This is a genomic window from Xanthomonas sp. NCPPB 901, assembly GCF_056725085.1.
On sequence record NZ_CM161511.1, the window covers coordinates 2,065,692 to 2,085,843 of the forward strand.

Sequence of the window (20,152 nt, forward strand, 5' to 3'; positions counted from 1 at the left end):
TCGTCCCCAGGATCAAGCGCATGCCCGCGCCTTTCGTCCAGCGCCGCCGCGCGCTGCCGTTGCTGCTGTCCGTCGTCGTGCTCGCGTTCGCCGGCTGCAAGGGCGGGGGCCAGGCAGTGGCGCCGGCGGCGAAGACGGTGGAGGTGGTGACCCTGCAGCCGCAGAGCGTGCCGTTGAGCGTGGAGCTGGCCGGGCGCACCGTGGCCTCGGAGGAATCGGAGGTGCGGCCGCAGGTCAGCGGCATTCTGCGCCAGCGGCTGTTCGAGGAGGGCGCCACGGTGCGGGCCGGGCAGCCGCTGTTCCAGATCGAGCCGACCCTGTACCAGGCCGCCGCGAACCAGGCCCAGGCCAACCTGGCCACCGCCGAGGCCACGCTGGCCGCCGCCACGCTGCGCGCCGAGCGCTATCGCACCCTGGGCAAGACCCAATTGGCCGCGCAACAGGACGTGGACGATGCGCAGGCCGCCTACAAGCAGGCGCTGGCCAGCCGCGACGCGCAACGCGCGGCGCTGGACACCGCGCGCACGCAGCTGCGCTTCGCCACGGTGCTGGCGCCGATCGGCGGGCGCATCGGCCGCGCGCGGGTGACGCCCGGCGCGCTGGTCACCGCCAACCAGACCGACGCCATCGCCAAGATCCAGCAGCTGGATCCGATGAACGTGGACATCACCCAGTCCGGCAACCAGTTCCTGGCGCTGCGCCGGGCGATCGCCGCCGGCGGCGTGCAGCCGGCCAGCACGCAGGTGCGGCTGACCCTGTCCGACGGCACCGAGTACCCGCTGCCGGGCACGCTGGAATTCGCCGACCTCGACGTGGAGGAAACCACCGGCGCGGTCACCCTGCGCGCGCGCTTCCCCAACCCCGACGCGCAACTGCTGCCGGGCATGTACGTGCGCGCGCTGGTCGGGCAGGGCGTGCGCCAGCAGGCCCTGCTGGTGCCGCAGGCGGCGGTGGACCGCACCCCGCGCGGCGAGGCGGTGGCCTGGGTGGTGGGCGCCGACAACGTGGTGCGCCAGCGCGAGTTCACCACGCTGCGCGCGGTCGGTAACCGCTGGCTGGTCGGCGATGGCCTCAAGCCCGGCGAGCGGGTGGTGGTGGCGGGCCGGCAGGGCCTCAGCGACGGCGCCAAGGTGACGGTGAAGGCCGCCGCCACGGCCGCCCCTGCCGCCGGCCAGGGCTGAGCCGGCATGCTGCCGCGTTTCTTCATCCACCGCCCGATCTTCGCCTGGGTCCTGGCGATCTGCATCATGGCCGCCGGGGCCATCGCCGTGTTCACGCTGCCGATCGAGCAGTACCCGGACATCGCCCCACCGTCGGTGAATGTCACCGCCACCTACAACGGCGCCTCGGCGCAGACGGTGGAGGACAGCGTCACCCAGGTGATCGAACAGCAGATCAAGGGCATCGACCACCTGTTGTACTTCTCCTCGACCAGTTCCTCGTCCGGGCAGGCGCGGATCAGCATCACCTTCGACCAGGCGGCCAATCCTGACATCGCCCAGGTGCAGGTGCAGAATGCGGTCAACCAGGCGCTCAACCGCCTGCCGCAGGAAGTGCAGCAGCAGGGCGTGACCGTGGCCAAGTCGCAGGGCGACAGCCTGATGGCGGTGGCGCTGTACGACCGCACCGACCGCATGGACAACGTCGACATCTCCGACTACCTGGTCAGCACCCTGCAGGACCCGATCAGCCGCATCAACGGCGTCGGCGAGATCAACGTGTTCGGCGCGCAGTACGCGATGCGGGTGTGGCTGGACCCGCACAAGCTCAATGCCTACCAACTGATGCCCGGCGACGTGCGCAGCGCGATCCTGGCGCAGAACACCCAGGTCACCGCCGGCGAACTCGGTGCGCTGCCCACCGGCGCCGAGCAGGAACTCAACGCCACGGTGACCGCGCAGTCGCGGCTGCAGACCCCCGAGCAATTCCGCCAGATCATCCTGGCCACGCGCGCCGACGGCTCCAGCGTGCGCCTGGGCGATGTGGCGCGGGTGGAGATCGGCGCGGAGAACTACCAGAACAACGCCACCCTCAACGGCCATCCGGCGTCCGGCTTCTCGGTGACGCTGTCCGCCGGCGCCAATGCGATCGCCACCTCCGACGCGATCCACGCCACCATCGAACGGCTCAAGCCGACCTTCCCGCCGGGCCTGGACGTGGCCTATCCGCGCGACAGCACGCCGTTCGTGCGGATCTCGATCGAGAACGTGGTGCACACCCTGGCCGAGGCCATCGTGCTGGTGGTGGTGGTGATGTTCCTGTTCCTGCAGAACGCCCGCGCCACGCTGATCCCGGCGATCACCGTGCCGGTGGTGCTGCTGGGCACCTTCGGCATCCTCGCCGCGGCCGGCTTCACCATCAACACGCTGACCCTGTTCGCGATGGTGCTGGCGATCGGCCTGCTGGTCGACGACGCCATCGTGGTGGTGGAGAACGTCGAGCGGATCATGCACGAGGAGCACCTGCCGCCGCGCGAGGCCACCGAGCGCTCGATGGGCGAGATCACCGGCGCGCTGGTCGGCATCACCGTGGTGCTGGGCGCGGTGTTCCTGCCGATGGCGTTCTTCGGCGGCTCCACCGGCATCATCTACCGGCAGTTCTCCATCACCATCGCCTCGGCGATGGCGCTGTCGGCGCTGGTCGCGCTGACCCTGACCCCGGCGCTGTGCGCGACCCTGCTCAAGCCGGTGGAGCAGGAACGCAAGCTCGGCCGCTTCTTCCGGTGGTTCAACCGCAGCGTCGAGCGTGGCCAGCAGGCCTACCAGCGGCGCCTCGGCTCCGTGCTGCAGCGGCCGCGGCGCTGGCTGGCGCTGTATGCGCTGGTGGTGCTGGCGATGGTCGTGCTGTACATGCGCATGCCCACCGGCTTCCTGCCGGTGGAGGACCAGGGCCAGGTGCAGATCCAGTTCACCACCCCGGAAGGCACGCCGCTGGCCAAGACCCAGGCGCTGGGCGATCGCATCAGCGACTACTTCATGACCCACGAGAAGGCCAATCTCACCGCGATCTTCATGGTGGTGGGCCGCAACAACGCCGGCACCGGGCAGAACGCCGGCCAGGCCTTCGTGGCGCTCAGGCCGTGGGGGGAGCGCAATCGCGACAATACCGCGCAGGCCATCATCGACCGCGCCAACGCGCATTTCCGCAACGTCGGCGACGCCAAGATCAGCGTGCTGTCGCCGCCGGCGGTGCGCGGCCTGGGCCAGTCCAGCGGCTTCGAGCTGTGGATCCGCGACAGCGACGGCGCCGGCCGCGCGGCGTTGCTGAAGGCGCAGCAGCAGGTGCTCAAGGACGCCGGCGACGATCCGCAGCTGACCGCGGTGCGGCTCAACGGCCTGGGCGACAAGGCGCAGCTGCAGGTGGACATCGACCACGCCCAGGCCAGCGCGCTGGGCCTGGCGCAGAGCGACATCAACGCCACCCTGGCCACCGCCTGGGGCGGCAGCTACGTCAACGACTTCATCGACCGCGGCCGGGTCAAGCGCGTGTACGTGCAGGGCGATGCGCCGTACCGCGCGCTGCCGGAGGACATCGCGCAGTGGTACGTGCGCGGCAGCGGCGGGCAGATGGCGCCGTTCGCCAGCTTCGCCAGCACCCACTGGACCCGCGGCCCGCAACTGCAGCAGCGCTTCAACGGCTTGCCGGCGGCGCAGATCCAGGGCGGTGCGGCGGCCGGCAGCAGTTCCGGCGAGGCGATGCAGCGGATGCAGGCGCTGGTGGCCAAGCAGCAGGGGTTCGACCTGCAGTGGAGCGGGTTGTCCTACCAGGAGCAGCTGTCCAGCAACCAGACGCTGTGGCTGTACACCGCCTCGATCCTGTTCATTTTCCTGTGCCTGGCGGCACTTTACGAGAGCTGGTCGATCCCGGTGGCGGTGCTGCTGGTGATTCCGCTGGGCGTGGTCGGCACGGTGCTGGCGACCACGTTGGCCGGGTTCGTCAACGACATCTATTTCCAGGTGGGCCTGCTGACCACGATCGGCCTGTCGGCGAAGAACGCGATCCTGATCGTCGAGTTCGCCGAAGCGCGGCAGCGCGCGGGCATGCCGTTGCTCGAGGCGACGCTGGAAGGCGCGCGGCTGCGCCTGCGGCCGATCGTGATGACCTCGCTGGCGTTCGTCGCCGGCGTGCTGCCGCTGGCGCTGTCCACCGGCGCCGGCGCCTCCAGCCGCCGCGAGATCGGCGTGTGCGTGATCGGCGGCATGGTCACCGGCACCGTGCTGGCGGTGCTGCTGGTGCCGTTGTTCTTCGTGCTGGTGCGGCGCGCGCTGCGGCGCAACCCGGCGGATGCGGCAACGGCGGCGCACAGCGGGTAGGATGTCACGCCCTCACTGGATCGTCCCGGCCTGCCGGGACGCGCGACCATGACCGACGCCGTTGCCGAACCCCTGTCCTGGGCCACCCGAATCCGCGACGTGCCGGACTTCCCCAAGCCCGGCATCCTGTTCAAGGACATCACTCCGCTGCTGGCCGACGGGCCGGATTTCGCCTCCGCCCTGGATGCGCTGGCCCAGCCCTGGCGCGGCACCCCGCTGGACGCGGTGCTGGGCATCGAGGCGCGCGGCTTCATCCTCGGCGCGCCGCTGGCGCACGAACTGCGCGTGGGGTTCGTACCGGTGCGCAAGCCCGGCAAGCTGCCGGCGCAGACCCTGGCCCAGGACTACGGCCTGGAGTACGGCCGCGACCGCATCGAGATCCATGCCGACGCGCTGCAGCCGGGCATGCGCGTGCTGCTGGTCGACGACGTGCTGGCCACCGGCGGCACCCTGCTGGCGGCGCTGGCGCTGGCGCAGCGGGTGGGCGCCGAGGTGGTCGCGGCGACGGTGCTGGTGGAACTGGCCGCGCTGGGCGCGCGGGCGCGCTGGCCGGCGGACATTCCGCTCACCGCGCCGCTGCGCTACTGAGGCCGGAGGCTGCGCGCGGGCGAGGCCGGCAGCGGTCGCACCCGCGCCGGCAGCCGGCTCAATGCGGGTAGATCACGTCTTCCAGCGCCGGGTCGGCATGCGCGGCGGCGTGGCTCAGCTTGCCGTCGAACGGGCCGACCTTGCAGATCCGCCCATCGTCGGCGAACACCAGGTGCAGGCCGTGTTCCTGTTCCCAGTCGCAGTTGCATTCCAGGCTGATGCGCAGGCGGCCGTCGCGGTGGCGACGGACATAGGCTTCGCTGCCGAACTGCACGTGCGCCCATACCTCGGCGGGGCCGGCGATGTCCGGCGAAGGCCATCCGTACTTGGCGCACAGCGCCTGCGTGTGCCGGTAGTAGGCGAACACGTGCGGCGCGGCCGCGGCGAACACCGCGGCGTCGAGCTGCAGGAAGGTCTCGATGGCGGGTGCCGCGTCGGCCGGGACGTCGCCGGCGTCGCACCCCACCAGCACGAAGCAGCAGCTGTCGCGCATCCACGGCACCGGCACCGCATCGCTCCACAGGTTGCCGTCCTCGTCCGGGTGCAGCGACGCCAGGATCCGCGTAGTCGCGCTCACAGCTTGGCGACCCGGAACCGGCGGCCCTTGATCTTGCCCGCCTGCAGCTGCGCCAGCGCCTTGCCGGCGTGGGCGCGGGCGATGGCGACGTAGGAGCGGGTGGCGTAGATGGCGATCTTGCCGATCGCCGCGCCGGACAGGCCGGCATCGCCGGTCAGCGCGCCGAGGATGTCGCCGGGACGCAGCTTGTCGGTCTTGCCGCCGTCGATGCGCAGGGTGACCATCGCCGCCTGCGGCAACTGCGCCGGCCGCGCGGTCGCCAGTGGCGCGCGCGACCAGCGCAGCGGCTGGCCCTGTTCGGTTTCCAGCGCCTGCGCGCGCGCGGTCTCGCGCGGCGCCACCAGGCTCAGCGCCAGGCCGTGCTTGCCGGCGCGGGCGGTGCGGCCGATGCGGTGGCGGTAGGTCTCGCTGTCGGTCGGCAGTTCGTAGTTGATCACCGCCGTCAGGTCTTCGACGTCCAGCCCGCGCGCGGCCACGTCGCTGGCCACCAGCACGTTGCAGCTGCGGTTGACGAAGCGCACCAGCACCTCGTCGCGGTCGCGCTGTTCCATGTCGCCATGCAGCGCCAGCGCCGAAAACCCGAACTGCTGCAGCGACCCGGCGACCTCGTCGACCTCCTTGCGGGTATTGCAGAACACCACGCTGGATTCGGGGGTGAAGCGCAGCAGCAGGCCGGCCACCGCCTTCTGCCGGTAGGTGGGGTCGACCTCGAAGAACTGCTGGTCGATCTCCGGGGCGCTGTCGGCGCCCTCGACGGTGATCTCTGCCGGGTCCTTGAGCAGGTCGCGCGCCAGTGCGCGGATCGCCTCGGGGAAGGTGGCCGAGAACAGCAGGCTCTGCCGGTGCTTGTCGCAGCGGCTGGCGATCTCGCGGATCGGCTCCTCGAAGCCCATATCGAGCATGCGGTCGGCCTCGTCCAGCACCAGCGTGCGCACCCCGCCCAGGTGCAGCGCGCGCTTGCGCGCCAGCTCCTGGATGCGGCCGGGCGTGCCGACCACCACCTGCGGGTCGTGCGCCTCCAGCGAGGCCAACTGCGGGCCCAGCGGCATGCCGCCGGTCAGCACCACCAGCTTCATGTTGGGAATGCCGGTGGCCAGCTTGCGCAACTGCTTGCCGACCTGGTCGGCCAGTTCGCGGGTCGGGCACAGCACCAGCGCCTGCGCGCGGCTCAGCGTCGGGTCCAGCTTGTGCAGCAGGCCCAGGCCGAACGCCGCGGTCTTGCCGCTGCCGGTGGGCGCCTGCACGATCGCGTCGCACCCGGCCAGGATCGGCGGCAGGCTCTGCGCCTGCACCGGGGTCATGCTGGTGTAGCCGAGCGCGTCGATGCCGGGCGCGAGCGCCGGGGAGAGGGAGAGGGTGGCGAAATCGGTCATGCGGCATTTTAGCCGGTTGACGGCGGGGATTCGGGAGTGGGGATTCGGGATTGGGTGGTCCGGCGAGCGCTGAGCATCGCGTCATGCCCGTTGCGCGTCGTAGGAGCGGCTTCAGCCGCGACGGGCGTGCCTCTAAAACTCGGAGGAAAGGTCTAGTTGCGAGCCAAGAGAAACGGCATCTGCATCGGTTCGATACGCGGGTGTCCGCTCAGCCCACCGTGGTCAGCCAATCGGCAATGGCGCGCGTGCTTGCAGCAGGGGCGGTCTGCAGCAGCAGGTGCGGGCCGGGCAACTCGATGCACCGGGCGCCGGCAATGCTGGCGAGGATCGTGGTGCCGGCCGTGCGATGCATCAGCCGGTCGTGGCTGGCGCGCAGGTACAGGGTCGGCACGGCGATGTCGGCCAGGCGCGCGCTGACGTCCACGCGCAGGGCGCTGGCCGCGCGGTCGCGCAACACCGCGGGAGCGATCCCGCGCAACGTACGCGTCAGTTGCGTCTCCAGCGTGGGCGTGGCCCAGCGGCCGAGCAGCCACCAGCGCAATGCGGCGATGGGCAGGCGATGCGCCGGTGCGAAGCGCGTCAGCGCCGCGAACGGCGCCAGCGCCGGGACCGGGTTGCGGGCGAAGGTGGTGGACAGGACCAGGCCAGCCAGGCCGGGCGGGTGTTGCGCGGCGAGCGACAGGGCGACGGGGCCGGAGAACGACTCGCCGAGCAGGACGAAGCGCTGCTGCGGTAGCGACTGCCGTGCCAATTGCTCCAGTTCCGCGTACGACGCCGGCTGGTCGCTCGGATAGGCCACCACCGTCACCTGCGCGAAGCAACGCCGGGCTTCGGCGACGAATTCGCCCAGCAGCTCGCTGGTGCCGTCCAGGCCGGGCAGGATGACGAGCGCGGTCATTGGCGCAACGCGCTCCGACGGGCGGCCGCAGTATGGCGAAGGTACGAGAGCATGGCGGACAAACGGGCGGCATCCAGACGCGGGTGGGTCAGTCTAGCCGGGCGGCGCTGGTCTTACTCCGGCTCTAGATCCGCCGGCTCGGCGTTTAGGTGCAGCAGGAATCGACGGCACGCGGGGTGGCTTTTCCGGTGTCGACTGTGAGTCGCACCCGGGAGCCCTGGTCGCCAAAGGCCGCATTGCATGCGTTCGACCGCAGCCTCGCAGGCTTTGTCGCGTTTGTTCGCGCCGAACCGCGCCCCGATCCGCTCCAGCGCGATGCGCTGGCTGGCGCCGATGGCCGATGGCCGATGGCCGATGGCCGACGGACAGGACGGCACGCGTCGGCTTCGGCGACGGGCGCATCCACGTACAATGGCGCGATGCCTCTTATCACTCTGCAGAACCTCGACTACAGCGTCGGCGGCCCCTTGTTGCTGGAAAAGACCGACCTGTCGATCGAGCCGGGCGAACGCATCGCCCTGATCGGCCGCAACGGCGCCGGCAAATCCACCCTGATGAAACTGATCGCCGGCGAGCTCAAGCCCGACGACGGCGAGGTCCGCGTGCAGCAGGGCGTGCGCATCGCCCGGCTCGAGCAGGAGGTGCCGCACGGCGCCGCCGGCAGCGTGTTCGACGTGGTCGCCGACGGCCTGGGCGAGCTCGGCCATTGGCTGGCCGAGTTCCATCGGCTCAGCCATGCCGCCGAGTTCGACGGCGATGCGCTGGGCGCGGTGCAGTCCAAGATCGATGGCGCCAATGGCTGGGCGTTGGACCAGCGGGTCAACGAGACCCTGACCCGCCTGGAGCTGGACGGCGATGCCGAGTTCGCGCGGCTGTCCGGCGGCATGAAGCGCCGCGTGCTGCTGGCGCGGGCACTGGTGTCGGCGCCGGACCTGCTGTTGCTGGACGAACCGACCAACCACCTCGACATCGAGGCCATCGACTGGCTGGAAGGCTTCCTCAAGGGCTGGAACGGCAGTGTGGTGTTCGTGACCCACGACCGGCGCTTCCTGCGTGCCCTGGCCACGCGCATCGTCGAGATCGACCGCGGCCAGGTCAGCAGCTGGCCGGGCGACTGGGCCAACTACGAGCGCCGTCGCGAGGAGCGGCTCAACGCGCAGGCGCAGGAGAACGCGCGCTTCGACAAGCTGCTGGCGCAGGAAGAAGTGTGGATCCGCCAGGGCATCAAGGCGCGGCGTACCCGCGACGAGGGCCGGGTGCGACGCCTGGAAGCGATGCGCCGCGAGCGTACCCAGCGCCGCGAACTCGGCGGCAACGTGCGCATGGAGGCCGCGCAGGGCGAGTCCTCCGGCAAGAAGGTGATCGAGGCCAAGGACCTGAGTTTCGCCTTCGGCGCGCGCAGCATGGTGCGCGATTTTTCCACCACCATCCTGCGCGGCGACCGTATCGGCCTGATCGGCCCCAACGGCAGCGGCAAGACCACGCTGCTGAAGCTGCTGCTGGGCGAACTGACCCCGGACCAGGGCGAAGTGCGCGCCGGCACCAATCTGCAGGTGGCGTACTTCGACCAGTACCGCGCCACCCTGCGCGAGGACTGGAGCGCGATCGAGAACGTGGCCGAAGGCCGCGACTTCATCGAGGTCAACGGCAAGCGCAAGCACGTGCATGCCTACCTGCAGGATTTCCTGTTCACCCCGGAACGCGCGCGCGCGCCGATCACCCGCCTGTCCGGCGGCGAGCGCAATCGCCTGCTGCTGGCGCGGCTGTTCGCGCAGCCGTCCAACCTGCTGGTGATGGACGAACCGACCAACGACCTGGACGTGGAAACCCTGGAGCTGCTGGAAGAGCTGCTGGGCGACTACAGCGGCACGCTGTTGCTGGTCAGCCACGACCGCGATTTCATCGACAACGTGGTGACTTCGACCATGGTCATGGAAGGCGATGGCCGCATCGGCGAATACGTCGGCGGCTACAGCGACTGGGTGCGCCAGCGCCCGGCGGCACCGGCCAGCGCGATGGCGGTGGCGAAGGCGTCGGCCACCGCCGCGGCGACCACGCCGGTGGCGGCGGCTGCGGCGCCCGCGTCCGCACCGGCCAAGCGCAAGCTCAGCTACAAGGACGCGCGCGAACTGGAGCAACTGCCGGCGCGGATCGAAGCGCTGGAACAGCAGGTCGCGGCGCTGACCGAGGCGATGGCCGACCCGGCGTTCTACCAGCGCGACGCGGCGGCGGTGACCGCACACACGCAGGCCTTGAGCCAGGCGCAGGCGGACCTGGATACGGCGTATGCGCGCTGGAGCGAACTGGACGGGTGAAAGGCCGGGACCCGGGACCCGGAACGGCAGCCGCCACAGCTAGGCGGCTCCGGCTGGAGCGTCGCGTGTGCGCTCGTCGTAGGAGCGGCTTCAGCCGCGACGGGCGTTCCCGGTGAATGCGGTCGCGGCTGACGCCGTTCTTACTCGGTGCGCGCGGGCTCGCGTCCACGGATGTGCCTGTGCCACCAATAGTGAGCGATGGCATCAGTTCGCACGCCGGTCGCGATGGCGATCGCTCCGACGGCCGGTCGCGGCTGAAGCCGCTCCTACGCATTGCGCTCAGTCGGACTCCGCAGGCGCTTCCGAATCCTCGCTGCCGCCCACGAACGCGACGAAGCTGAGACCGTCCTGCGCCCACTCGCGGGCGACGTCGTCGAGGATCTCCAACAGCACGTCGAATGCCGGCTGCGCCACCGCCTGCAACTGTCCGGCATCCTCCAGCAGCAGCGCGTAGCCGCGCGGCGAGGGCAGCCAGGACAGGTCGCGCAGACCGTCGGTGAGCGCATCCCAGTTGCGGCCGAAGCCGGGCGGGAAGTCCAGTTGCGCGGCCAGCCGCATCAGCAGCATGGCCTTGCCGGTGCAGCCGTGCAGGTCGATCCGGCATAGCCGCAGGCCGGCGTCGCGGGCCAGGGCAGCGACGCTGTCCAGGTCGCGGTTGGCGACGCGGTAGACGCCGGAGGCGGCCGGCTCGGCCAGGTTCAGTGCGAACGGGAAGCCGCTCATGGTGTCGTCCTCGTACCGTCCACCTGGAAGCTGCGGAAGCTGCCGTAGTGGTCGTCGCTGTAGTACCAGACCTGCGGCGGGGTGCCGCCGGTGACGATGCGGCGCGTGCCGCGATGCGACAGGCCCGGGGTGTCGACGGTGTACTCGCGGTAGTAGCCGCGCGGTTGCGCCGGCAACCGGTTCTCGCGGTTGCCGAACACGCTGCCGTCCTGGCGATGCTGGAACGGCCCGCCGCGCAGGATCAGCGCCACCGTGGCGCGGGCTTCGGGTGGCAGGAACGCCGGCAGTGTCGGCGCCGTGGCATCCGATGCCGCGGCGGCCTTGCCGGGCACGGTGTACGGCGCCTGCGCGGCGGCGTCCAGCGAGGGCGCGAATTGCGGGTGCGGCGGGTGCTGCAGCCCGCGGATGCCCCACAGCCCGCCCACCAGCAAGACGATGGCGGCGATCAACAGCACGGGCTTGCGCATGGACTCTCCTGCAGGAACGGCGGCGGCGCGCAGAACGGCGCCATCGCGCACAGTATGGGCCGGCCTGCCTGTTCCCGCTCTAAACGCCGCCGGTCATGGCGGTAGCGCGGGCGATTCACATCCGACTAACCGGGGCGTGGGGCATGGTAGGCGCCGATTCGTTACGCCGGCCGACACCGCCGCCGCGGGATGGGACGATGTTTCCCCAGCCGCGCCCTTGGTAAGGTTGCCGACCGTCCCTACCATTGCTCACGCAACGCTCGTCCTTTCGACGGCGAAAGTCCAGGAGAACCGCATGGCCTACACCCTCCCCAAGTTGCCCTACGCCTACGACGCGCTGGAACCGCACATCGATGCGCAGACGATGGAGATCCATCACACCAAGCATCACCAGACCTACATCAACAACGTCAACGCCGCGCTGGAAGGCACCGAGTACGCCGATCTGCCGATCGAGGCGCTGGTGTCCAAGCTGAAGTCGCTGCCGGAGAACCTGCAGGGTCCGGTGCGCAACAACGGTGGCGGCCATGCCAACCACTCGCTGTTCTGGACGGTGATGGCGCCCAACGCCGGCGGCACCCCCAGCGGCGACGTCGCCAAGGCGATCGACAGCGAACTGGGCGGCTTCGACAAGTTCAAGGAGGCCTTCACCAAGGCCGCGCTGACCCGTTTCGGCAGCGGCTGGGCCTGGCTCAGCGTCACCCCCGACAAGAAGCTGGTGGTCGAGAGCACCGCCAACCAGGACAGCCCGCTGTTCGAGGGCAATACCCCGATCCTGGGCCTGGACGTGTGGGAACACGCCTACTACCTGAAGTACCAGAACCGCCGTCCGGACTACATCGGCGCGTTCTTCAACGTGGTCGACTGGAAGGAAGTGGAGCGCCGCTACCACGCCGCGATCGGCTGATCGCGCGCCAGCGCCGCAGCAGGAACAAGGCCGGGTTCGCCCGGCCTTTTTTGTGGGGATGCCACACGGACGCGCTGGCGGTGCAGGCGGGCGTGGCTGCGCGGCGCGGCGAGGCGCGGTGGCAAGTCGCCCACCGTACGCGTGCGCAGCCTGCTTCGCAGCGATGGCGGTCCGCACCGCATCGGCCACCGCTTGCGCCGCGGCGTCGCCAGGGCGTCTATCACCTCGGGGCCGCACGCGCGTAGGAGCGGCTTCAGCCGCGATCAGGTTGTCCGTGCAAGGCCGTCGCGTACACGATGCCGTGATGCGTGAGGTGCCCGATCGTCCCGGGCCGGTGGCTTGCCGATGCCGATGGCATTCGCATGCGCCGCATCGCACGGCTGTGCTCGCGCGGCGCGCGAACGCGCCCGGCCCGCCGTGCGCTACGGTATCGGCGGCAGCGGCTCCGGCAGCGGATCGAGCGGTTGCAGCGCCATCAGCAGGCCGCGCGTGCCGGCCGCGCGCAGGTCCGGTGCCGGCGCGAACAGGCGCGCGCCGTGCAGGGGGCGGAAGTGGCCGCGTTCGAAGAACACGTGATCGGCGGCCGCCGCCGTGCCGGGCGCGCGCACGGCGATCCGGTTGCGCGTCGACTCGCCGCGCACGCTGCCGTCCTCGAAGCGCACCGCCAGCGGCGCCAGCTCGGGCGCGCGCGCCGCGGCGAAGAAGCCGCCGGCCAGCAGCGACGGCACGCCCTCGGCGGTGGCGTCGATCCATGCCATCAGATCCTCGGCCTGTTCGCGGCGGCTGGCGCCGCCATCGCGGGCGGCGTGCAGGCGGGTGAAGTACAGGTTCACCGGCTGCCCGTGCAGATCCACCCGCACCAGGCCGGCCACGCTGTAGTCCTCCAGCGGATGCAGCAAGGTCTCGGCCTCCTCCAGCACCGGCAGGCGAGTCAACAGCGCATTGCCGCGGCGTTGCGGCCGGCTCGGCGGATCGGGGCTGATGAAATGGCAGTGGTAGCCCAGGCGCGCGGCCAGCCATTGCGCCTGGTTCGGCATCTCCGGCGTCTGCAGCACTTCCTGCAGGGCGATGGCGTCGGGCTGCAGGCGCTGCAGGGCCGCGACGATGCGCTCGCGGCGCGCGCTCCAGTCGTCGCCGTCCTGCGCCGCGCGCGGATCCGGGGCGAGCGTGAGGGTGACCACGGTGAGGGCGCTGTCCGGTGTCGCCGAGACCGTCGGCACTGCGTCCGCGGCCACCTGCGCCTGCGCCAATGCCGCCACGGCCAGCAACAGCCAGCCGGTGCGATGCCATCGGAAGACGCGGGGATTCATGCGCAGGATGCTACGGCGCAGCGCCTCAGGGTTGCGTATACAGCCGGCGGCGCTGCGGCGGCCGCCACACAATCGCTGCCGTGCGGGTGGCAATGCGAACATCGCCCCGCCTCCGGCGCGCATGGGCGCGGAGGCGGGGCTGGCACCGGGCCGCGGCGCGGCCGCCGCGGCCCGCGGTCAGTGCTGCAGCACGCGGTCCTTCAGGTGCAGCGGCGCGCGCGCCTCCACCTGCGTCGCCGAACGGCCCAGCAGCAGTTCGTAGTCGCCGGCGGCGATGTGCCAGCGGCGCTGCTTCGGGTCGTAGTCGGCCAGGGTCTTGGGCTCGGCGACGATGCTGACGTGGCGGCTTTCGCCCGGCTTGAGCGTCAGCTTGTCCCAGCCGACCAGGCGGATCGGGGTGTGGTGGCCCTGCGGCAGGCGCAGGTAGAGCTGCGGCACGTCGGCCCCTTCGCGGTCGCCGGTGTTGCGCACGTCGAAGCTGGCGACGACGCGGTCGCCGTCGGCCTGCACCTTGAAGTTGCTGTAGGCGAACGTGGTGTAGGACAGGCCATAGCCGAACGGATACACCGGCTCCAGGCCGCGCGCGGCGAACCAGCGGTAGCCGACGTTGGCGCCTTCGATGGTGTAGTCGACGTTGCTGCCGGCCGGCTGCGCGGGCTTGAAGCCCAGGCCGGGAATCGACGGCCGCGGCAGTTGCGACACGTCGCGCAGCCAGGTCACCGGCAGGCGCCCGGACGGATTGACCTCGCCCAGCAGCAGCCGCGCCAGCCCTTCGCCGCCGCGGATGCCCGGGTACCAGGCCTCCAGCACCGCCGGCACCTGCTGCAGCCACGGCATCGCCACCGGGCCGTTGGTCTCCAGCACCACCACCGTCTTCGGGTTGGCCTTGGCCACCCGGGCGATCAGCGCGTCCTGCTTGCCGGGCAGGGCGATGTCCGGCAGGTCCACCGACTCGGCCGACCACTGCGTGGCGAACACGATGGCTACGTCGGCCGCGCGCGCGAGCTTGGCCGCCGCGGCCGGGTCGTCGCCGCTGGCATAGTCGATCTGCGCGTTGGGCAGGGCCTTGCGCAGCGCCTGCAGCGGCGAGGACGGATGGAACATCACCGGGCCGGGCCAGGTGGTCGGGGCGATCCCCGGCACCGCGTTGCCGCCGTTGACGGTGACGCCGACCATCGAGGACCCGCCGCCACCGATCACGCCCTTGTCGGCATGGCCGCCGATCACCGCGATGCGGCGCACGCTGCGCGACAGCGGCAGCAGCTTGCCCTCGTTGCGCAACAGCACCGTGCCTTCCTCGACCACGCGCTGCGCGGCCAGGCCGCCGGCGGCGTCGTCGATCGGCTGGTGCTGCGGCGGGTTGTCGAAACTGCCGGTGGCGAAGAACGCGCGCAGGATGCGCTTGACCATGTCGTCCAGGCGCGCCTGCGGCACGGTGCCGGCGGCCACCGCCATGCGCAGCGGCTGGTCGAAGTACACCGCCTTGTCGAACACTTCGCCGGCCGATTGCTGGTCCAGGCCGGCCAGCGCCGCCTTGGAGCCGCTGTGCACGCCGCCCCAGTCGGACATCACGTAGCCGGGGAACTTCCATTCCTGCTTCAGCACCTGGTTGAGCAGGTAGTCGTTCTCGCAGCCGTACACGCCGTTGATGCGGTTGTACGAACACATCACCGAGCCGGGCTGGCCGATCTTCAGCGCCAGCTCGAAGGCCAGCAGGTCCGACTCGTGCATGGCCTGCTCGCCGATGTCGGCGCTGTGGGTGTTGCGCCCGGTCTCCAGGTCGTTCATCGCGAAGTGCTTCATGGTCGAGACCACATGCTGGCTCTGCACGCCGCGGATCGATTCGCCGACCATCACCCCGGCCAGCAGCGGGTCCTCGCCGGCGTACTCGAAGTTGCGGCCGTTGCGCGGGTCGCGCTGCAGGTTGACGCTGCCGGCCAGCAGCACGTTGAAGCCCTGTTGCCAGGCCTCGCGGCCCATGGTCTCACCGCCGGCGAAGGCCAGCGCGCGGTTCCAGGTGGCGGCGGTGGCGGGGCCGGACGGCATCGCGGTGGCATGGTCGCCGGGGCGGATGTTGCCGGGGTTGGTCACGCCGAGGCCGGCATCGGCCAGTTGCTGCGACGGGATGCCCAGGCGCGCGATCGCCGGCACGTAGCCGGCCGAGCCGAGCGCGCCGGGCGGCCGCGGGCCGCCGTCCTTGCCCAGGCCGAAGTAGCTGTGCAGCAGCTGGAACTTCTCGTCCGGGGTCATCGCCTGCACCAGCAGCGCGGCGCGCCGGTCCGGCGACAGGGTGCGGTCGTTCCACGGGCGCTGCGCATCGGCGGCGGCGTTCGTCGTGGAGGTGGCGCTGGCGGCCGTCGCCGGCGGGGCGGCGGTGGCGGGCGCGGCCAGCGCGAGGGTCAGGCAAAGGGATCCTGTAAACGTTTTCATAGCGGGGCGAACAGCCTCTCTAGCAGATGAAGGGAAGGCGCATCGGGGGGAGTCGGGGGGAGGGCGGAACCGCGGATCAGGACGGGGCTTCGTCGCTGCGCATGACCGGGTACAGGCGGTAGCGCTCGTCCCAGGAGCTGTGGCGGCGGTAGAAGAACTCCAGCCGTGCCTGCGGATCCTTGGCGAAGGCCGCATCGTGTTCGAGCTTGTCCTCGAACTCGGCCTTGAGCGCCGGGTCGCTGGCCAGCATCTGCCGCGCCACGTCCTCGGCGACGTAGTCCTCCATGTACTCGGCGCGCTCGAACGCACTGTTGAACTCGCCCCATTGCAGCAGCGAATCCGGTGCCTGCGGTTCCAGCAGCGCCATCAGCAGCCGCGCCTTGGGCTGGGCGATGGGCACGAACAGCGCGCCGGCGCCGACGGCGCGGGTTTCCGGCTTCCAGGCGCCGGTGACGCTGAGCCGCTGGTGGCCTTCGGAGGAGCGTGCGGCGAAGTTGGCGGTGTCGGCGCGGAAGGTCTGCACCGGCAGGGTGGCGTCGTGCTCCAGGGTGCGGAAGGCGATGCCGTGCTGGCGCAGCTTGGCACCGACCAGGGCGGCCTGCGCCGCCGGCACCACGTAGCCGGCGCGCGGCGCGGCGACCTCCACGCTGGGCACGACCTGGTCGCGCAGCGGCACCCGCCAGCGTTGCGGGGTGCGTTCGTCGTAGCGGGTCATCAACGCGCCGGAGACCGGCGAGAGCGTGCGCGTGTAGGCGTAGCCGCGGAAGTCGACCAGGTGCGAGGCGTCGGTGGTGCGGTAGTCCAGCGCCACGGTCTGCCCGCCCAGCGCTTGCGCGCGGGCATCGGCGGCCAGCGCGTCGGCGCGCCACTGCGCACCGTGCCGCGCCACCTGCTGCAGCACCGAGACGATGGTGTTGCGGGTGATGCGCACGCGCTCGGGGTAGCGCTTCCACGAGTGCGTCTCCACCAGCATGCCGAAGCGGTTGCGCAGCTGGAAGTAGCCGTGCGAGAAGCGCGGCGTGGGCACGCCGTCCTCGAAGCCGGAGGCGGGGTCGTCGTTGACCACGAACGAGGGGTAGTACGGCAGCGGCAGCGACCCCTGCCGCTTCAGGTCGGCGAGCACGCCGTCGCGCAGGCGCAGGCCGTCGCCGCGCAGCGCGGCGTCGCCGGCGCGCAGCGGTTCCACCTGGATCGACACGTCGTGCTCGAACTGCGCGCCGTCGGTGACGTGCAGGTCCACGTACAGCAGCGGATCCCACTGCTCGACCAGGCGCAGCATCGCCTGCATCTCCGGCGCATCGGCCTTGACGTAGTCGCGGTTGAGGTTGAGGTTCTGCGCGGTGGTGCGCCAGCCCATCTGTTCCGGGCCGCGCTGGTTGGGCCGGTTCCAGGCGCCGAAACGCTCGTGCCCGTCGACGTTGAACACCGGCACGAACAGCCACACCTGCTTGTCCAGCGCGCCGCGCGCGGCCTGGCCGTCGAGCAACTGGCGCAGCGCCAGGAAGCCGGCGTCCTTGCCGTCGATCTCGCCGGCGTGGATGCCGCCCTGGATCAGCACCACCGGCAGCTTGCGCGCCTGCGCGCCCGCCGCGTCCAGGGTGCCGGAGGTGGACACCGCCAGCGCCTTCATCGGCCGGCCTTCGGGCGAGGTGCCGAAGTCGAAGCAGCGCACCGATTGCGGGTAGCGCTGCGCGAACGCATCGCACAGGGCGATGGTTTCGGCGTAGCGGCCGGTGCGCGCGAACCCGCTGCGCTCGGCCTCGGTGGACAGGCCCGCATCGCTGGCCAGGGATGGCATGCTGCACAGCAGCATCGGCAACAGCAGGCAGGCCAGCCAGGGTCGGATCATCTCGGCACCGTCTCGGGACAGGCCCCCATGATGCGGGCAGCGCGCCGATTGCGAAAGCACCCTAGGACACGCCCTAGCGGTTCGATTCGCCGGAACGATCGGGTAACCTTCTGAAAATTTTGCCTGGACGAGGGCCCGTGAGCAGCCAAGCCACCACGAGACACGCCGCATGAGCGCGGCGCAGGAACGCGCCACCGCGCGCATGCCGCGGCAGATTCCGTACATCATCGGCAACGAGGCCTGCGAGCGCTTCAGCTTCTACGGGATGCGCAACATCCTGGTGCAGTTCCTGATCACCTCGCTGTTGCTGCAGGAAGTGACCGCGCCCGGCCGCGAGGCCGAGGCCAAGCACATCATGCACAGCTTCATGATCGGCGTGTACTTCTTCCCGCTGCTCGGCGGCTGGCTGGCCGATCGCTTCTTCGGCAAGTACAACACCATTCTCTGGTTCAGCCTGGTCTACTGCGCGGGACACCTGTGCCTGGCGCTGTTCGAGGGCCACCGCAGCGGTTTCTTCCTCGGCCTGGGCCTGATCGCGCTGGGCGCGGGCGGGATCAAGCCGCTGGTGGCCTCGTTCATGGGCGACCAGTTCGACCAGGGCAACAAGCACCTGGCCAAGGTGGTGTTCGACGCCTTTTACTGGATCATCAACTTCGGCTCGCTGTTCGCCTCGCTGCTGATCCCGCTGGCGCTGAAGAACCTGGGCCCGGCGTGGGCGTTCGGCATCCCCGGCATCCTGATGCTGGTGGCCACCCTGGTGTTCTGGGCCGGGCGCCACCGCTACGTGCGCGTGCCGCTGCCGCCCAAGGATCCGCACGGCTTCGCCCAGGTGGTGCGCACCGCGTTGCTGCGGCAGGTGCCGGGGCAGGGGCGTCCCGGGCTGGCCCTGGCCGGCGTGGCGGTGCTGCTGGCGCTGGGCACGTTCGCATTGGTGCCGACGCTGGGCCTGGTGATCTGCCTGTGCATGGCGCTGGTGCTGCTGCTGGCCGGCATCGGCGGCGGCACCTGGTGGCAGCTGGAACGCGCCCGCGCGGTGCATCCGGACGCCGCGGTGGACGGCGTGCGCGCGGTGCTGCGGGTGCTGGTGGTGTTCGCGCTGGTCACCCCGTTCTTCTCGCTGTTCGACCAGAAGGCCTCGACCTGGGTGCTGCAGGGCCAGCAGATGCAGATGCCGGCGTGGTTCAGCGCCTCGCAGATGCAGGCGCTGAATCCGGCGCTGGTGATGCTGCTGATCCCGTTCAACAACCTGGTGCTGTACCCGTTGCTGCGCCGGCGCGGCTACGAGCCGACCGCGCTGCGGCGGATGACCGCCGGCATCGCCTTCAGCGGCCTGGCCTGGATCGTGGTCGGCAGCCTGCAGGTGATGATGGACGGCGGCGACGCCTTGTCCATCGCCTGGCAGATCCTGCCCTATGCGCTGCTCACCTTCGGCGAAGTGCTGGTCTCGGCGACCGGCCTGGAGTTCGCCTACAGCCAGGCGCCGCAGTCGATGAAGGGCGTGGTGATGAGTTTCTGGAACCTCACCACCACCGTCGGCAACCTGTGGGTGCTGCTGTCCAACGCCGCGGTGCGCAACGAGCGCGTCACCGCGCACATCGGCAGCACCGGGCTCAGCGAGACCGCGTTCCTGATGTTCTTCTTCGCCGCCTTCGCTTTCGTCGCCGCACTGCTGTTCGGGCTGTACGCGCGCCGCTACCGCATGGTCGACCACTACCGCCCCGCCTGAGACCCCGCATGCCTTCCGTCACCCCCGTCAACCTGATCCTGATCGTCCTGACCGTGCTCGTGTCGTGGGCGGCGTTCAACAACCGCCGGCTGCTCGACCGGCTGATCCTGTGGCCGCCGGCGATCGACCGCCACAAGCAGTACGACCGGCTGGTGACCTACGGCTTCATCCACGCCGATTTCCCGCACCTGCTGTTCAACATGGTCACGCTGTACTTCTTCGGCGGCCCGATCGAGGTCCTGATGGAGCGGCTGACCGGCAACATGCTGGTGTATCCGCTGTTCTACCTGGCGGCGCTGGTGGTCTCGATCCTGCCCAGCTACCTGAAGAACCAGAAGAACCCCAACTACATGAGCCTGGGCGCGTCCGGCGCGGTGTCGGCGGTGCTGTTCGCCTTCATCCTGATGGCGCCCTGGACCGGGATCTTCTTCTTCTTCATCCCGATTCCGATCCCCGCCATCCTCTATGCCGTGTTCTATGTCGGCTACAGCATCTGGATGGACCGCCGCGGCGGCGACAACGTCAACCACAGTGCGCACCTGGCCGGCGCGGCGTTCGGCGTGATGTTCCTGCTGATCATGGAACCGTCGATACTGCAGCACTTCTTGGGTGAGCTGGCGAACCCGCGCTTCGGGCGCGGGTGACGCGCGGCGCGCCGACGCCAGCACGGCAGTGC

15 protein-coding genes are annotated in these 20,152 nt (G+C 70.5%); 7 read left to right on the plus strand and 8 right to left on the minus strand.

The features are described 5' to 3' along the window. The first annotated feature begins 20 nt into the window (after positions 1–20). Genes AC1PME_RS08510 through AC1PME_RS08520 form a run of 3 tightly spaced genes read left to right on the plus strand, consistent with a single transcriptional unit; the run spans position 21 to position 4,901 of the window. A complete protein-coding gene (locus tag AC1PME_RS08510) occupies positions 21–1,181 on the plus strand; it encodes an efflux RND transporter periplasmic adaptor subunit (RefSeq protein ID WP_481097862.1) in 1,161 nt (386 codons plus the stop codon). 6 nt (positions 1,182–1,187) lie between these two features. After that, positions 1,188–4,313, plus strand: a complete 3,126-nt coding sequence (locus AC1PME_RS08515; protein WP_481097863.1) for an efflux RND transporter permease subunit — start codon at positions 1,188–1,190, stop codon at positions 4,311–4,313. 48 nt (positions 4,314–4,361) lie between these two features. Further along, positions 4,362–4,901: an adenine phosphoribosyltransferase gene (locus AC1PME_RS08520; RefSeq protein WP_481097864.1), complete on the plus strand. Its 540-nt coding sequence runs from the start codon at positions 4,362–4,364 to the stop codon at positions 4,899–4,901. Positions 4,902–4,959: 58 nt separating this feature from the next. Here the strand turns inward: AC1PME_RS08520 and AC1PME_RS08525 are convergent, their stop codons facing one another. The 3 genes from AC1PME_RS08525 to AC1PME_RS08535 form a co-directional block, all read right to left on the minus strand. Next, a complete protein-coding gene (locus tag AC1PME_RS08525) occupies positions 4,960–5,478 on the minus strand; it encodes a DUF6985 domain-containing protein (protein WP_481097865.1) in 519 nt (172 codons plus the stop codon). Beyond that, on the minus strand, positions 5,475–6,851 hold the full coding sequence (gene dbpA / locus AC1PME_RS08530; RefSeq protein WP_481097866.1) for an ATP-dependent RNA helicase DbpA: 1,377 nt from the start codon (positions 6,849–6,851) through the stop codon (positions 5,475–5,477). Before dbpA ends, AC1PME_RS08525 begins: the two co-directional genes overlap by 4 nt. 208 nt (positions 6,852–7,059) lie before the next feature. After that, complete coding sequence (locus AC1PME_RS08535) at positions 7,060–7,749, minus strand: alpha/beta fold hydrolase (protein WP_307549899.1); 690 nt, start codon at positions 7,747–7,749, stop codon at positions 7,060–7,062. 419 nt (positions 7,750–8,168) lie between these two features. Between AC1PME_RS08535 and AC1PME_RS08540 the strand changes: the two genes are divergently transcribed. Then, complete coding sequence (locus AC1PME_RS08540) at positions 8,169–10,064, plus strand: ATP-binding cassette domain-containing protein (protein ID WP_481097867.1); 1,896 nt, start codon at positions 8,169–8,171, stop codon at positions 10,062–10,064. A gap of 279 nt (positions 10,065–10,343) precedes the next feature. Here AC1PME_RS08540 and AC1PME_RS08545 read toward each other — a convergent pair whose 3' ends face one another. Both AC1PME_RS08545 and AC1PME_RS08550 read right to left on the minus strand, forming a co-directional pair. Next, positions 10,344–10,787 (minus strand): barstar family protein, encoded by a 444-nt coding sequence (locus AC1PME_RS08545; protein ID WP_481097868.1) that lies wholly within the window; start codon positions 10,785–10,787, stop codon positions 10,344–10,346. Further along, entirely contained in the window at positions 10,784–11,254 is a 471-nt protein-coding gene (locus tag AC1PME_RS08550) for a guanyl-specific ribonuclease (protein WP_481097869.1), read from the minus strand. The genes AC1PME_RS08545 and AC1PME_RS08550 overlap by 4 nt, the downstream gene beginning before the upstream one ends. Positions 11,255–11,549: 295 nt before the next feature. On the opposite strand from AC1PME_RS08550, the gene AC1PME_RS08555 reads away from it, so the two are divergent. Next, a complete protein-coding gene (locus AC1PME_RS08555) occupies positions 11,550–12,161 on the plus strand; it encodes a superoxide dismutase (RefSeq protein ID WP_254461169.1) in 612 nt (203 codons plus the stop codon). 422 nt (positions 12,162–12,583) lie between these two features. On the opposite strand, the gene AC1PME_RS08560 is transcribed toward AC1PME_RS08555, so the two are convergent. From AC1PME_RS08560 to AC1PME_RS08570, 3 genes are all read right to left on the minus strand, one after another. After that, positions 12,584–13,471: an endonuclease/exonuclease/phosphatase family protein gene (locus AC1PME_RS08560; RefSeq protein ID WP_481097870.1), complete on the minus strand. Its 888-nt coding sequence runs from the start codon at positions 13,469–13,471 to the stop codon at positions 12,584–12,586. Between the two features lie 177 nt (positions 13,472–13,648). Next, positions 13,649–15,901 (minus strand): beta-glucosidase family protein, encoded by a 2,253-nt coding sequence (locus AC1PME_RS08565; RefSeq protein ID WP_254461171.1) that lies wholly within the window; start codon positions 15,899–15,901, stop codon positions 13,649–13,651. Between the two features lie 76 nt (positions 15,902–15,977). Next, positions 15,978–17,750 carry a M14 family metallopeptidase gene (locus AC1PME_RS08570; protein ID WP_481097871.1) on the minus strand — a complete coding sequence of 591 codons (1,773 nt, stop codon included), beginning with the start codon at positions 17,748–17,750 and terminating at the stop codon, positions 15,978–15,980. A gap of 169 nt (positions 17,751–17,919) precedes the next feature. Between AC1PME_RS08570 and AC1PME_RS08575 the strand changes: the two genes are divergently transcribed. Further along, positions 17,920–19,476, plus strand: coding sequence for a POT-type proton-dependent oligopeptide transporter (locus AC1PME_RS08575; RefSeq protein WP_481097872.1), 1,557 nt, complete (start codon positions 17,920–17,922; stop codon positions 19,474–19,476). Positions 19,477–19,484: 8 nt separating this feature from the next. Next, positions 19,485–20,120, plus strand: coding sequence for a rhomboid family intramembrane serine protease (locus AC1PME_RS08580; RefSeq protein ID WP_254461174.1), 636 nt, complete (start codon positions 19,485–19,487; stop codon positions 20,118–20,120). The last annotated feature ends 32 nt before the right edge of the window (positions 20,121–20,152 follow it).

Bases quoted from the DNA above. Each gene is read 5' to 3' on its own strand.
- AC1PME_RS08510 (WP_481097862.1), top strand. From the start codon at position 21: ATGCCCGCGCCTTTCGTCCAGCGCCGCCGCGCGCTGCCGTTGCTGCTG.
- AC1PME_RS08515 (WP_481097863.1), top strand. From the start codon at position 1,188: ATGCTGCCGCGTTTCTTCATCCACCGCCCGATCTTCGCCTGGGTCCTG.
- AC1PME_RS08520 (WP_481097864.1), top strand. From the start codon at position 4,362: ATGACCGACGCCGTTGCCGAACCCCTGTCCTGGGCCACCCGAATCCGC.
- dbpA (WP_481097866.1), bottom strand. From the start codon at position 6,851: ATGACCGATTTCGCCACCCTCTCCCTCTCCCCGGCGCTCGCGCCCGGC.
- AC1PME_RS08535 (WP_307549899.1), bottom strand. From the start codon at position 7,749: ATGACCGCGCTCGTCATCCTGCCCGGCCTGGACGGCACCAGCGAGCTG.
- AC1PME_RS08540 (WP_481097867.1), top strand. From the start codon at position 8,169: ATGCCTCTTATCACTCTGCAGAACCTCGACTACAGCGTCGGCGGCCCC.
- AC1PME_RS08545 (WP_481097868.1), bottom strand. From the start codon at position 10,787: ATGAGCGGCTTCCCGTTCGCACTGAACCTGGCCGAGCCGGCCGCCTCC.
- AC1PME_RS08550 (WP_481097869.1), bottom strand. From the start codon at position 11,254: ATGCGCAAGCCCGTGCTGTTGATCGCCGCCATCGTCTTGCTGGTGGGC.
- AC1PME_RS08555 (WP_254461169.1), top strand. From the start codon at position 11,550: ATGGCCTACACCCTCCCCAAGTTGCCCTACGCCTACGACGCGCTGGAA.
- AC1PME_RS08560 (WP_481097870.1), bottom strand. From the start codon at position 13,471: ATGAATCCCCGCGTCTTCCGATGGCATCGCACCGGCTGGCTGTTGCTG.
- AC1PME_RS08565 (WP_254461171.1), bottom strand. From the start codon at position 15,901: ATGAAAACGTTTACAGGATCCCTTTGCCTGACCCTCGCGCTGGCCGCG.
- AC1PME_RS08570 (WP_481097871.1), bottom strand. From the start codon at position 17,750: ATGATCCGACCCTGGCTGGCCTGCCTGCTGTTGCCGATGCTGCTGTGC.
- AC1PME_RS08575 (WP_481097872.1), top strand. From the start codon at position 17,920: ATGAGCGCGGCGCAGGAACGCGCCACCGCGCGCATGCCGCGGCAGATT.
- AC1PME_RS08580 (WP_254461174.1), top strand. From the start codon at position 19,485: ATGCCTTCCGTCACCCCCGTCAACCTGATCCTGATCGTCCTGACCGTG.